Origin of the sequence: Vibrio sp. YQ_11, assembly GCF_043103065.1 — a bacterium.
Lineage (GTDB): Bacteria > Pseudomonadota > Gammaproteobacteria > Enterobacterales > Vibrionaceae > Vibrio > Vibrio parahaemolyticus.
Map to the genome: position 1 here is coordinate 380,261 of NZ_JBICJM010000006.1, position 12,414 is coordinate 392,674.

Annotated in this window: 14 protein-coding genes; 4 read left to right on the forward strand and 10 right to left on the reverse strand. The window is 45.1% G+C overall.

From position 1 onward, the window contains the following. Positions 1-54 precede the first annotated feature (54 nt). On the reverse strand, positions 55-669 hold the full coding sequence (locus ACF8EG_RS04165; protein WP_005464189.1) for an outer membrane beta-barrel protein: 615 nt from the start codon (positions 667-669) through the stop codon (positions 55-57). 182 nt (positions 670-851) lie between these two features. Continuing rightward, entirely contained in the window at positions 852-1,736 is an 885-nt protein-coding gene (locus tag ACF8EG_RS04170) for a LysR family transcriptional regulator (RefSeq protein WP_005464181.1), read from the reverse strand. 91 nt (positions 1,737-1,827) lie between these two features. Here ACF8EG_RS04170 and ACF8EG_RS04175 point away from each other — a divergent pair, with 91 nt between their 5' ends. Then, positions 1,828-2,736, forward strand: coding sequence for a DMT family transporter (locus tag ACF8EG_RS04175; protein WP_017447972.1), 909 nt, complete (start codon positions 1,828-1,830; stop codon positions 2,734-2,736). A 72-nt stretch (positions 2,737-2,808) separates the two neighbouring features. Here the strand turns inward: ACF8EG_RS04175 and ACF8EG_RS04180 are convergent, their stop codons facing one another. The 4 genes from ACF8EG_RS04180 to pncB all read right to left on the reverse strand — a co-directional run bounded on the left by ACF8EG_RS04180 (position 2,809) and on the right by pncB (position 6,493). Continuing rightward, a complete protein-coding gene (locus ACF8EG_RS04180; protein WP_069504910.1) occupies positions 2,809-3,588 on the reverse strand; it encodes a methyltransferase domain-containing protein in 780 nt (259 codons plus the stop codon). A 170-nt stretch (positions 3,589-3,758) separates the two neighbouring features. Further along, positions 3,759-4,277, reverse strand: a complete 519-nt coding sequence (locus tag ACF8EG_RS04185) for a glycine zipper 2TM domain-containing protein (protein WP_069504912.1) — start codon at positions 4,275-4,277, stop codon at positions 3,759-3,761. 252 nt (positions 4,278-4,529) lie between these two features. Further along, positions 4,530-4,889: a hypothetical protein gene (locus ACF8EG_RS04190; protein WP_005479882.1), complete on the reverse strand. Its 360-nt coding sequence runs from the start codon at positions 4,887-4,889 to the stop codon at positions 4,530-4,532. 293 nt (positions 4,890-5,182) lie between these two features. Then, the gene (pncB, locus tag ACF8EG_RS04195; RefSeq protein WP_069504914.1) at positions 5,183-6,493 is read right to left on the reverse strand and encodes a nicotinate phosphoribosyltransferase; all 1,311 of its coding nucleotides are present in this window, start codon (positions 6,491-6,493) and stop codon (positions 5,183-5,185) included. Positions 6,494-6,792: 299 nt separating this feature from the next. Between pncB and ACF8EG_RS04200 the strand changes: the two genes are divergently transcribed. Both ACF8EG_RS04200 and ACF8EG_RS04205 read left to right on the forward strand, forming a co-directional pair. Beyond that, on the forward strand, positions 6,793-7,518 hold the full coding sequence (locus tag ACF8EG_RS04200; RefSeq protein ID WP_005463941.1) for an NUDIX domain-containing protein: 726 nt from the start codon (positions 6,793-6,795) through the stop codon (positions 7,516-7,518). 32 nt (positions 7,519-7,550) lie between these two features. Continuing rightward, a complete protein-coding gene (locus ACF8EG_RS04205; RefSeq protein WP_025527183.1) occupies positions 7,551-8,204 on the forward strand; it encodes a nicotinamidase in 654 nt (217 codons plus the stop codon). Between the two features lie 118 nt (positions 8,205-8,322). On the opposite strand, the gene ACF8EG_RS04210 is transcribed toward ACF8EG_RS04205, so the two are convergent. Both ACF8EG_RS04210 and ACF8EG_RS04215 read right to left on the reverse strand, forming a co-directional pair. Further along, complete coding sequence (locus tag ACF8EG_RS04210; protein WP_005490844.1) at positions 8,323-8,790, reverse strand: ankyrin repeat domain-containing protein; 468 nt, start codon at positions 8,788-8,790, stop codon at positions 8,323-8,325. A 101-nt stretch (positions 8,791-8,891) separates the two neighbouring features. Continuing rightward, positions 8,892-10,406 (reverse strand): catalase, encoded by a 1,515-nt coding sequence (locus ACF8EG_RS04215; protein ID WP_069504916.1) that lies wholly within the window; start codon positions 10,404-10,406, stop codon positions 8,892-8,894. Positions 10,407-10,662: 256 nt separating this feature from the next. On the opposite strand from ACF8EG_RS04215, the gene ACF8EG_RS04220 reads away from it, so the two are divergent. Then, positions 10,663-11,019, forward strand: a complete 357-nt coding sequence (locus ACF8EG_RS04220) for a VOC family protein (protein ID WP_005463914.1) — start codon at positions 10,663-10,665, stop codon at positions 11,017-11,019. 18 nt (positions 11,020-11,037) lie between these two features. Here ACF8EG_RS04220 and ACF8EG_RS04225 read toward each other — a convergent pair whose 3' ends face one another. Together ACF8EG_RS04225 and ACF8EG_RS04230 are read right to left on the reverse strand one after the other, a co-directional pair. Then, positions 11,038-11,778 carry a DNA-binding transcriptional regulator YciT gene (locus ACF8EG_RS04225; protein WP_005463954.1) on the reverse strand — a complete coding sequence of 247 codons (741 nt, stop codon included), beginning with the start codon at positions 11,776-11,778 and terminating at the stop codon, positions 11,038-11,040. A gap of 91 nt (positions 11,779-11,869) precedes the next feature. Continuing rightward, a complete protein-coding gene (locus tag ACF8EG_RS04230; RefSeq protein ID WP_069504918.1) occupies positions 11,870-12,259 on the reverse strand; it encodes a VOC family protein in 390 nt (129 codons plus the stop codon). Positions 12,260-12,414: the final 155 nt, after the last annotated feature.

The following is a 12,414-nucleotide window of genomic DNA, read 5'->3' on the forward strand; positions in this document are numbered from 1 at the left end:
AACAAACAACAGCACACCGCTTGGGTTAAGCCCAAAGAACTTGAATAAAAATGCTTAGAAACGGTAGCTCATACCAACAGAGAACGCGCTGATTTCTGCTTCAACGGTGACTTTTTCACTGCCGAGTTTCGCTACGTCTAACTCAGGTTTCATGTATTCCCATTCAACCTGTAGTGCTAGATTTTTTGTGATCGCGAACTCAGCACCTAAGCCGTAAAGTCCGGTTACTGTCGTTTCAGAAAACGTCGTGTGGCCTTCGTCACCAGTTAGCACAGAATTGCTTACTTTAAATTCCGCGTTGAAGTAAGAAAGACCCGCTTTCGCGAAAAGATTGAAACGGTCACCGATTGGCAGCGTTAATTTAGGTTGGATAGCCAAAAACTTCATGTCACCAACGGTAACGACAGAGCCGTCTAGAGCGTCGTAACCACCGATCGCACCTTCAAGAGAGATATACTCGTTGAATGTGTAACCACCAAAAACTTTGCCAGACAGACTTTCGTTGTCTTTAACTTCAAGTTTCTCGCTTGCGTTGTAGGTATTTGATTTGATTGAACCACTGATATCATCAAACGTTGCTTTACCGATCGATGCACCAATGTAAGGAGCGGCGTTTGCCATAGAACAAGTTGCTAGAAGGGCTGCTGTTAGCCATGTTTTCTTTAACATTGTATTTCACTGCCTGTTTTATTATTGAGTTTGTGTATCGCCCTTCCTTAAGCATGTCGCGTTATCCATCTCGCTTGGCGTTAAACCGAGCGAGATGTTAGTGAATAAAAACTCAATAAAACACGTAATAATTAGACGCAACTTTTCTATTTTCCTTCTTAATTAAGAATATTTAGTCTTAATTACAGACACTGCTGCTTTAACCAGTTGGTCAGTTTGACGATCTCGGCCTGCTTTGCTCGGTTCTTCTTGTGCACAAAATAAAAACTGTCGCCGGTTTCTAAACCATGAGATGGGATGTAAACCAAGTCTTGTGCTTTATCTCGCTCGTTCAACATGAAGTCATTGGCAAACGCGATGCCTTGATCGTACCTTGCAGCCTCGATCGCCAAGAGCATGTGGCTAAAATGCTGAACATCGACATCATTTGGTAACGTGTAACCACCTGCTTTGCACCATTCGGCCCAATCTTTCCCTCGTTCACGATAGATAGAATCTGTAGAGAGAATGGGATATTGCCACAGTGCGTCGGGGATAGATTGGTCTTGGATTTCTTTCCAAATTTTATGGCTACAAACTGGGTACAGCGTTTCAGCATAAAGCTTAACCGCCATATAGTTTCGTTTCGGTTTTTGCACAGTAATAAAGCAGTCGCCCACGCTGTCCGTTTGCTCTGGATCGCCCGCGACCATATTGAGTGTGAGGTCGATTTCAGGATACAAGCGCTTAAAGTCTGCCAAACGTGGGATCAACCACTTCACCGCCAACGAGCTGTAAATCGCTAGGCGAATACTGCCTTTATCCCCTTCTCGCACCTTTTGGCTCGCCATAGCAATTGAACTAATAGCCGGGCTGATGTCTTCTAAATACCGCGCGCCCGTATCCGATAGTGAAAGCTTGCGACCTTGGCGAATAAAAAGCGATTCGCCCAAATAATCTTCAAGTAAACGAATCTGATGGCTCACCGCACTTTGCGTCACATTAAGCTCCTCGGCAGCAAGGGAGAAACTCAGATTTCTCGCAACAACTTCAAAACAGTGAACCGCTCGCAATGGTGGCAATTTCATTATCTAAAAATCTCATACTTAAACTAATAAATATCACTTCACTTCATCCTATGACATCACCTAATCTTTGGCAAAGAATGAGGAGAAAAATGTGAAAGTCACATCTGTCGGGGCAGCAATGCTGCTATTAATTGTCGGGAATCTTATTGCGGTGCTTTCGGACTCTTTGATCAAAAGTGTCGCGAATGAAGTGCCGATGTTTCAGTTTGTCTTTTTTCGACAAATATCAGCGGTTATGTTTCTCCTTCCTGTCTGTTTGTTAGCAAAACAAACCAACTTTATGGAAGGATTTAAATGGCATGCGGTTCGTGCTCACGTGTGGCTGTTGGGCGCGGTATTTATGGTCATGGCGATCTCATCTTTGCCGCTCGCAACTGCGAACGCGATCTTTTATGCCGCGCCATTAATCATGCTCCCTCTCGCTGCGATTTTTTTCGGTGAACAGCTATCTAAACAATCGGTCGCAGCGGCGGTAATGGGATTTGCAGGGGTTTTGGTGATTATTCGCCCAGATCAAATTGATTGGGCAGCAATCTCAGCGTTTGTAGTCGCGTTAACGTTAGCCATTAACAATCTGTTGATTCGTAAGTTGCCAAAAAACCAATCAGTGATGCAAACCTTGCTGATGACCAACTTGGCCGGTATTCCGGTTGCGTTGCTGTTGGTGCTCATAGAGGATCAACCTTGGCAATGGGACGCGTTTCCTGTCGCGGCAGGGTCAAGTTTGTTCATTATGATCTATGCGGCGACTTGTGTGCTGGCGTACCGTTCTATCGATAGCAACAAAATCGCGAGTGCAGAATACAGCGGTTTGATTGGTGCGGTTGTCGTTGGCTTTATTTGGTTTGGTGAAATACCAGATATTTTCATGGCCATCGGTACGGTGATGATCGTGGTGCCACTGATCTGGCTATCGAAACGCGAGCGTCGCAAGCAGAAAGAACATGCTCAGCTTCAGGCTCAAAAGGAGCACGAGCAGCAACAAGCACACGTTGCTTAATAAAGCCTACAAAACAAAAACCGAGCTTTCTGTGCTCGGTTTTTTTGTTGGTATCGAGAATCGAATAAGCCGCTAGGTTGTTCTTACGTAGGCAACCACGTGAGATAAAAACTGCATGGCATAACGTTCATTGAATCGCATTCTATATTCGTGCTCGGCTTCAGAAACAAAACGCCAGTCTTCACCAAAATACGCTTTGATGTCATCGACTGCTTCTGCCCGATCCTTAATATGCTTAGCATTCCATTGATATGTGCAGGAAACAACAAGTACGCCACCGATTTGCGTCGCTTGTTTCAACGCGTTAATAAGTCTTAATGGCGATTCACACTGATCCAGCACGTTTAAACACACCACCAAGTCGTAAAACTTAGAGACTGTGTCTTTCTCTAACGGTTGATTAATCAACTCTAAATCGACGTGCGCGCAATTTTGCACTAACTCTCGATTATCTACCTCAACAGTTTTGAACGTGTTGAGCCCATGAATATAAGTCAGCTCGACCTGTTGTTCTTCCACCAACAACTGTTTCAATCCATTCAACAACATACCTGACGGCTCAACAAGCGTTGCTTGTTTTAGGCTATCTAATCGCTGAACTAACTCATAATAGTTTCTACCTAACGCAGCGCCAACCTCAAGCAAAGCATGAGGCGGTTTTCCATTCTTCGATACCGCTTGAGTAATAAAATCCGCCACTTGCGAACAATGGGATGATTTAGCAAAAGAAAGTGGAACAAGTTTCGACTCACTGGTGATCGCATCAATCTGCTTATCTTCCACAAATTTATCGAACCATTGTGCCTCAAAATAACCCGCCAAACCTCGACTGTTTAGGTAAAAATCTTCCATGCTGATTCCGTGTGTATTTTCAAAGGTTCTATTGTATCGAGCAGAGAAATTTAAGCGGGTTCTAGCTACACATTCTTGCGAGCAAAAAAATGAAAATACGATGAATGCAAAAAAGCCCTTTCGTCTATCAGACCAAAGGGCTTGTCTTTATCACTCAATTCAAGCGTAGATTATTGTGGCAGAACCACTTTGCCATCTTGAATTGGGAAAGTTTTCGTCGCAGGTTTGCTTGCCATACGAATTGTGGTTGGTGCACCAGCCACTTCATACGTTACGTCGTAACCTACCACCTTCTCAGAAGTCGTGTATTCGGTGTGACACTGCTTCTTCGTGGTCGTAATCACATCGCCCTTCTGCACATTTTCTTGAATCTTACGACCCGTCAATGCACCTGCGATCGTGCCTGCTGCGGTTGCGATGACTTTACCAGAGCCACCACCAATTTGGTTGCCTAGTGCTGCACCAGCTGCCGCGCCGCCTACCGTACCGATGATTTTGTTGTCATCTGTTGGCTCAACTTGCTGAGTCACTACCACGTCTTTACATACTTGGTGAGGATTTTTCACAGTTTCAGTGACCGCTTCCACCAAAGTAATGTTTGCTTGAGTTGGCGCTGGTGGCGTTTTGTCTCTACAGCCAGCTAGTACAGCAACAACTGCCGTTGCAATTGCGATAGATTTCATATTCATGATTTACATCCCAGTATGGTTTGCTTTGATGAACGGTATAGTAAATCGCGAAGAGAAATTCACATCAGGCGAAAACAAAGCCTCTGTCATTACGGAGTAAAAAAACGGTGTTTTATAAAGAGAGCATCAGAACAATCTCAGCGAGAGGTTAATTGAGGCCAATTCACATCACTGAAGTTTATTGTTTTGCGCTATTCACTGTGGGAGGTGATGGTTTGCACTTGGGCAAAACCATCACTAAAGACATTTGAGTTACGCCAAACTCAAAAACAGCTCGTCGTCTGTGAGGTACTTATGACGATGACTCAAATTGCGAACATGCATGAACATAAAATCCGGAAAACCAGGGGCGATGATGTTGTTTGGTTCCCAGCACACACCGCCGACAAATACGTAGCGGCCTTGCTTCTCTTCATCATGCAGTTGATTGTTAACAACTGAAGATAACTCGGCGCGGCACCCTTCTACCACACAGACGATTTGGCCTTTAAACAAGCCAATGACACGTCGCACGAGGTTCGCTTTTATACCGCATTTCCAGGCTTGGCGTGTTGCCATCTCATAGCCGTGTTTTCTTATCGCTTTCTTTTGCAAATGTACAACTAAATTCATTTTTGACTCCTGATTCAAGCTATTACGTGAAGCCCAAAGTCATGAAAAAGCAGATAAACGCATAGATAAACTATGTGATCAGGCTAAGTGAGTGCTCTGCGAAAGAACACTTTCCACAATGCCGCAACGTTGGGAGTATCTATCAATCATAGTCTCTAGCGAGTCAAAAAACGCAAGGGAGCAAAGATTGATATAAGACTTACTATAACGAAATCACCCTCTTCGTTTACCGATATAAATTTATCGAAACGATAGAGGGTGATTATCAAGAAAGGAGCTAAAAAGAGCGGTATTTACGCATCAATAAGGTAGTTCTGCCCTTCGCTTTCGAGGCGATCAATAAGCTTACGACATTCATTTAAATCAAGCGGTTGTTCAAAACGACGTTTAAGATTCATCAAAAAGAAAATGTCTTCACACATTGCCTTTTCTGGCTCGTCACTGATTTTAGCGACTGGAGAGCCATTACAGGTCACCATTTTAATCACGATGGAAAGCGGCTGATACGCCTCGCCTTGATCGTTAACGTAATTGCCCATGTCATTTGCCAGCGACGTACCGATACCGAAGCTCACTTGCACACGGCCTTGGAAATGCTCACAAATGTCTAGCGCTTGCTCGAAGTTCAAACCATCCGTAAAGACTAGCGTCTTCGTCATCGGGTCGATGCCAAGCGACTCATAGTGCGCAATCATCTTTTCGCCCCAAGTGAATGGGCAACCGCTGTCGTGACGAACGCCAACGTACGCATGACTCAACTCTTCATCGAAGTCTTTGAGAAATGCATCGATTCCGATGGTATCCGTCAGTGCGATACCCAGTGCGCCATTAAACATTTTTTGCCAACGTTGCAGGGCAATTTTCTGCGAATCACGCACGTTTACTAACGCTTGATGGCCCATAAACCACTCGTGAGCAACCGTGCCAATTGGGGTAAGATCTAACTCTCTCGCCAAATGGTAGTTACTGGTTCCCGTCAAGCATTGTGGCAATTCCTTGCTTAAGTACTCCAACATGGTGCGCTGCGCTTGAAAAGAGAAACGGCGACGCGTCGACATATCTGCGAATTTGAAGTTAGTAATGTTGCGACGTTCTAGTTCGGCTTTCAAATAGCAAACTTTGTCTTCCAATACGGTTTGGAACTGCTCGAACGGGATATCTGACCAACGTTGACGGCTGCGAACTTCCGACACAATGCTCATGATGATGGTTTCGTACAGAATGGTTTCCTTCCACAAGCCATTGATTGTAATGCGTAACTGGCTTGAGCCATCCGACATGGTTTTGTTATGGAAAGAGACATCGCTTTGCGGGTTAAAACGGAAGTGACGTAACGCTTCGACAAACTCGGGCTTTAGGTACGGCGCAACGCGCTTCATGTACGCAATTTCATCTTCAGTAAAGCGAACATCTTGAAGTTTAAGAACTTCTGCCTTTACCTCTGGCAGCAATTCCGACAGATCTTCTTCGCTACGCACGATGAATTTGTATGACACCATCGCATCAGGATAAAGTGCGGCAACTGCACTCATCATGTTTACTTTGTACACATCAAAGTCCAATGCACTTTGAATGATGCGAGAAGAAAATAGTGTGGTCGTCATTCGGAGCCCTTCTACATGCCCTTCCGTGGGTATATAACTTTTTGTTACTAACTAATTTGCGTAAACAATAAACACCCATCTTTAGTTTGTCAACTTTTGTTACTAACCACTCTTTTTTATATGGTTTTTCCGTTTAAAAATTCAGCATTGATTGTGAATAAGTCAGATTTATACGCATTGTTATGCTCAATCGATTTCGTTAACAGCGTCGACAATGTTTCTAACAACTCGTTACTTACCCATTGATTGACCACTTGTTATGCGCTAGATTACTTACAAATCAATATTAGGACCCAACCATGATCGTAACTGTCGACATTATTCCATTCAGGCTATCTGGCTGTGCCGATAAAGGATTGGAAGTGTTGCTGATTAAACGTTCAAATCCGAATCGGCCTTACCATGGTGTCTGGGCATTACCGGGCGGGTTTGTCTTTGATAAAGACTTGACCAGCGAAGGCGGGCGTCCGGCAGATGAAAACTTTGAAGCGGCGCGCCGACGCATTTGCCGCGAGAAGATTCATACCTATCCTCGTCACTTCAGCGAAGCGTTTATCGACGGTGATCCTAAGCGCGATCCAGAAGATTGGAGCTTAAACATCACCCATTACGCATTAGTTGACCGCAACAACGTCGAGCAAATCAACAATGCTGGCGTGCCCGAGTGTCAGCTCAAATGGTTCCCATTGCAGGCGATCCTCAATGGAGAAGAAACCCTAGCATTTGACCACCAAAAAACCATCGAAAAAGCATGGCAGAAACTGCGTGCTTCGATTGAGTACACATCAGTGCTGCTGTTCGCACTCGATAAAGAATTTTTGGTCGCAGACATCATTTCTGCATATCAAGAATTTGGTATCGACATCAGCCGCATGACCATTAAACGCCGTTTGATCGACTCAGGTGTGTTGAAGCCGACCAACAAAGTCGCGTCCACCAACAAAGGCAAAGGCGGTAAGCCAGCCATGGTGTACACGCTGACAAGCGATGAAGTGACCTTTTTTCAAAACTGTTTGCGTGGCTAAACGCAAACAATCAGACAGGCAAGGAGTCTGCCATGACTGTTCGAGTTAACTATCAAACTACAGCCGTGATCGACGTTGATCCAGAGAAAGGCTTTAGTGAGCTTTGTCCAGATGAATTACCTGTAGCAGGCGCATTGGACATCGTGCCGGAGCTACTAAAAAACCATGCGAAAGGTCGCTTGAAGCTAGTAAGCCGTGACTTGCACCCACCAAAAGCCGCTTGGGATGCAGAAACGCCCGCGAACATGCTAGAGCCCGTTGGCTTGCCAAATGTCGACGTAAAATGGAATCGCCACTGTGTGCTTGGCACAACAGGCGTAGAGCTTCTGGATGGGTTACCTCCAGTGCTTGACTACGATTTCCAAGTCAATAAAGGGATGGATCCGGACGCGCATCCTTACGGTATCTTCTTCCATGACGTGGCTGACACCAAAACTACGGGCGCAAATGAGTTTCTGAAATGCAATAAAATAGATACCGTCGTAGTTGGTGGACTAGCGCTCGATTTCTGCGTCAAGAAATCCGTTATGCAAGCGTTAGATCTCGGCTTTAAGGTGATTGTGAATCTAGCTGCAACTCGCGCCGTTCTGCCAGATACGGTCGACAGCGTGATCGCAGAGATGAAAGAAAAAGGCGCACTGTTTGTTGCAAATGCCGATGAAATTATTGTTGAGCGCTTCGCGTAATTAACTGCTTTCCTTGTGTAAAAACGGCCCAGATTTCTGAGCCGTTTTTATTTGCTTATTTTGGGATCGCGTCTTACTCATCATTTGCTTGCTTGGTTTTTCTTGATCTGTTTTTGCTCTATTTATTCTGAAGAGATTTCAACACTTCCGACTGGCCATAAATCTCTGCAAACGTCTTCAAGTCGAGTCCGGCTTTGTTGCGCAAATCGGGCGAACATTCCGCTTGATACAAGTCTTTCGCTATACTAATTTCGCGCTTAATCAGCGCCCCCATCAGGGCCGTGTTACCACGCTTGTCTTGTAAACAGGCATTCGCTCCAGAGTCGAGCAGTAACCGTACCGTGTCTTTATTACCCTGATATGCCGCCACCATTAGCGCGGTGTAACTTTCGTTGTTGCGCTGATCAATCGGGAAACCTTGCGATACAAAGGTTTCAACCACTTCATTGTTACCAATGCGCGCAGCATCAAAAAAGAGCTCTACTAAGGATTGATATTGAGTTTCTAGTTTGTCTTGAGAGGCAAACAAGCTAAAAGATAAACCCAAAGAAAATAGTACAGAGCTGAGCAAGAATACGTTTTTCATTCACCCATCCTCATTAAAAATGACAGAAAATGGCCTACGGGAGCCCTGATTTTCGGGCAGAAAAGAGCAGATACTTCTCCCGCAGGCCAAAACTTTACGCCTTACATCATCGCTTTGTTTTTCACTTGCGAGAGATTGGTATCGGTCGCTTCAGCAAGACGCGAACCGTATTCTTTGTCGGCACGATAGAAATAGATCACCATCGTCGCTTTGATGTCTTTATCCATTACCTTATTCAGGTCGCCCGCTAGGTTAGCAATCAGATCGCTTCTGTCTTGTTCATTCATGCTGCGGTACAACACGCCAGCTTGGTAGAAATCTCGTGGTTTACTGATCGCTTTTTGCTGAACCGTACCGACGAGCTTGGTTTCTACCGCTTTAAACTGATTGTCTTCAGCCAAGTTAAGCTTGCGGCTTGGTTCATAATTTACGTCCCCATTGCTCAGCTGCGCGTTATTGCTCAAACCATTTTGATTGTGATTACTAACAGACGTTAACGGACGATTCACTGGCAGCTGGAACAAGTTCGCGCCTAAGCGGTAAAGCTGAGTATCGGCGTAAGCAAACACACGGCCTTGCAACAAACGGTCTTCCGATGGCTCAATACCTGGGATCAGGTTTGAAGGTGCGAATGCCGACTGTTCGGTGTCTAAAAAGAAGTTTTCCGGCAGACGATTAAGCGTCATGGTGCCCACTTTACGATCCGGTACATTCAACCACACTTTGGTTGCATCAAGGCCGTTGTAATCCAACTTGCTTAACGCTTCTGGCGATAACACCTTCACGTACAGATCCCACTTAGGGTAGTTTCCGCGACCAATTTCGGCATACAAATCATTCGTAAGGTGATTGAAGTCTTTACCCTGCATTTCCGTCACTTCATTAGGACGAAGACTCTTAATGCCTTGTTGGCTCTTCCATTGGAACTTCACATAGTTCACATCACCTTGTTGGTTGATCCACTTGTAAGCGTGAACGCCAAAGCCATCCATTGTGCGATAGCTCGCTGGCGTGCCAAGATTGCTGTACACCCAAGTCAGCATGTGAGTCGCACTTGGTTCATGACTAAAAAAGTCAAAGAATCGGTTTGGATCCTGAACGTTGGTAACAGGAGATGGTTTTAGAGAGTGCACCATATCCGGAAACTTGATCGAATCACGGATGAAGAACACAGGCAGGTTGTTCCCTACCAGATCCCAGTTACCCTGTTCAGTATAAAATTTAGTTGCAAAACCTCGTGGATCACGCAGCGTCTCTGGCGATCCTTTTGAGTGAATAACGGTCGAAAAACGAACGAAAACAGGAGTCACCTTTCCCTTTTCAGTGAAAGGAGCGGATACCGTTAAATCACTAAAATCGCCAGACGCAACAAATTCACCGTGCGCACCCGTGCCACGAGCGTGTACAACTCGCTCAGGAATACGTTCTCTGGCAAAACGTTGCAATTTTTGGATCAGGTGAACGTCTTGCAGCAATACGCTGCCGTTTTCACCTGCTGTGATTGAATTTTGGTTGTCACCGACTGGTGCACCGTTATCTCTTGTCAGGGGTTGCGCCTGTAGAGATGTGCTGGCTAAGCCAACTGTAATTAATAAAAAGCTTTTTGACATCTGCATGGTTGCTCTCCAATGCGTGCTAACCATTTAGTCCACGAGTGGTAAATGGATATTCAAAAGCTCTTTTCTGCCCACGAAGAATATATCTTCAAAGATTCCATTTGTTTAATGGGAATTGGCGATAGATTTGATAGGGATAAACGATGAAAGTTTTCGTTTTTCATCTATTTAGATTAAAAAACAAACCAAAAGCATGAGAATCTCGTGGCGAGAGTGATTACACTGAATAAACATCACCAAGCAGAAAGGATATCGCATGCATCAACATGAAAAATTGAACTACGTTGAATTTGGTACGCCCAACATCGGTGCCACTAAGGCGTTTTTTGAGCACGTTTTTGGTTGGCAATTTGTCGACTACGGCCCTGACTACGCGGCCTTTTCTGGCCAAGGTTTGGATGGTGGATTTTATTCGGCAGAACAAGTCAGTCAAACCTCAAACGGCGCAGCACTATTGGTGTTCTATAGCTCTGATATTCATGCCACGTTAGAAAAAGTAGCGAAGTTTGGCGGACAAATCATCCGCCCTATTTTCGAGTTTCCGGGCGGATGTCGTTTCCACTTCACTGAGCCAAGCGGAAACGAGTTTGCAGTGTGGTCAGAGAGTCACTGATTCAGCGGTATTGTGTTGTTAACCCAACACCACTTCAACGCCGAGTTTTTTCAACTGTTCGAGGTCGCTTTTCGGAGCGGCTTTGTCAGTTAACAACACTGAGATTTCGTTTGTCTTGCCAATCGACGAAGGATAAATCTGACCAAATTTGCTGGAATCCGTCAGTACGATATTGCGTCTTTTCTTTGCCAGAATGGCCTCTGCAATGTCGGCACGCATCATGTCTCGGCTAGTAAAACCTGTGTCTTGGTGAAATCCATCAATGCCTAAGAAAGCCGTGCTGAAATGAATGTTTTCAATACAGAGTTTGGTGAGCGGGCCAACGAGGCTTTCGCCTTGGTGCTGATACACGCCACCCAACAAGATAATGTTGGCCGATGTATTGCGGATAAGATGCGCAATATAGGCCGATGGCGTAATGATGGTCACGTCGCCACGCTCGGCTAACGTACGAGCCAATAGCGCATTTGCACTGCCACCTTCAATCAGCACCGTCTCATTCGGTGCGACCAAATCCGCGGCTTTGTTAGCAAGTGTTTGTTTAATATCAAAACGCACTTCTAAGCGGGTATCTATATCATCACTTTGCAGTGCGGTAGCAGCGCCGTGAACACGCTTTAAGTAGCCCTGTTGCTCAAGAAAATTCAAATCCTGCCTGATGGTCACGCCCGACACGCCGATGATGTCAGAAAGCTCCGTGACTTGAACGCGTTTACGGTCATTCACTAATTGCAGGATTTCATTTTGTCTTGGGTTCACAGGCTCACTCCTTATTGATGAGCTTGCAGTATACGCCCGAACACTTTCATATGAAAGCAGCCTGTGAACAGGGTCAATAAGCTAAGTCGCGTTAAACGGTAAGCTCAATACGGTTGCCATCTGGATCTAATACGCAGCTCTCGTAATAACCATCGCCAGTGTATCTCGGCCCGTCAATCCTTCGATAACCATCTTCCACCAAGGTTTTGGTTATTTGGTCAACTGCCTGCTCTGATCCTAATGCGAAGGCAAAGTGTGCCAACCCTGTTACCTGCATCGAGTGAAAGTTTTCACAAGCGGTCACACCCTCCATCGACATCAACTCCAATCGAGCACCACTTTCAAACGAAAGAAAGTAAGACGAAAAGTGCCTCTTTGGATTGTGGTATTTATCGTTGGATACGGCGTTAAAATATTTCTCATAAAAGCCTTTTAGCTCTTCCAAACGCTCTGTCCAAATCGCGATATGTTCAATTTTCATATTGGCTCTCTTCGTAAGTATTTGTGATTCAATAATTGCTGGCATTGGCATCAAATCTAACGAGGACGACTTGAATGAAAAAGAGAGCAAATCACTGCAACCTTGTTCCTGTTTTATGGTAGGAGTTGTGTTTGCATGACGGTGTTGTCCATAAT

Coding starts and splice junctions, on each gene's coding strand:
- ACF8EG_RS04210 (WP_005490844.1), bottom strand. CDS start 8,790: ATGAAAAACGTATTCTTGCTCAGCTCTGTACTATTTTCTTTGGGTTTA.
- ACF8EG_RS04200 (WP_005463941.1), top strand. CDS start 6,793: ATGATCGTAACTGTCGACATTATTCCATTCAGGCTATCTGGCTGTGCC.
- ACF8EG_RS04170 (WP_005464181.1), bottom strand. CDS start 1,736: ATGAAATTGCCACCATTGCGAGCGGTTCACTGTTTTGAAGTTGTTGCG.
- ACF8EG_RS04185 (WP_069504912.1), bottom strand. CDS start 4,277: ATGAATATGAAATCTATCGCAATTGCAACGGCAGTTGTTGCTGTACTA.
- ACF8EG_RS04230 (WP_069504918.1), bottom strand. CDS start 12,259: ATGAAAATTGAACATATCGCGATTTGGACAGAGCGTTTGGAAGAGCTA.
- ACF8EG_RS04180 (WP_069504910.1), bottom strand. CDS start 3,588: ATGGAAGATTTTTACCTAAACAGTCGAGGTTTGGCGGGTTATTTTGAG.
- ACF8EG_RS04190 (WP_005479882.1), bottom strand. CDS start 4,889: ATGAATTTAGTTGTACATTTGCAAAAGAAAGCGATAAGAAAACACGGC.
- ACF8EG_RS04220 (WP_005463914.1), top strand. CDS start 10,663: ATGCATCAACATGAAAAATTGAACTACGTTGAATTTGGTACGCCCAAC.
- ACF8EG_RS04215 (WP_069504916.1), bottom strand. CDS start 10,406: ATGCAGATGTCAAAAAGCTTTTTATTAATTACAGTTGGCTTAGCCAGC.
- ACF8EG_RS04165 (WP_005464189.1), bottom strand. CDS start 669: ATGTTAAAGAAAACATGGCTAACAGCAGCCCTTCTAGCAACTTGTTCT.
- ACF8EG_RS04205 (WP_025527183.1), top strand. CDS start 7,551: ATGACTGTTCGAGTTAACTATCAAACTACAGCCGTGATCGACGTTGAT.
- pncB (WP_069504914.1), bottom strand. CDS start 6,493: ATGACGACCACACTATTTTCTTCTCGCATCATTCAAAGTGCATTGGAC.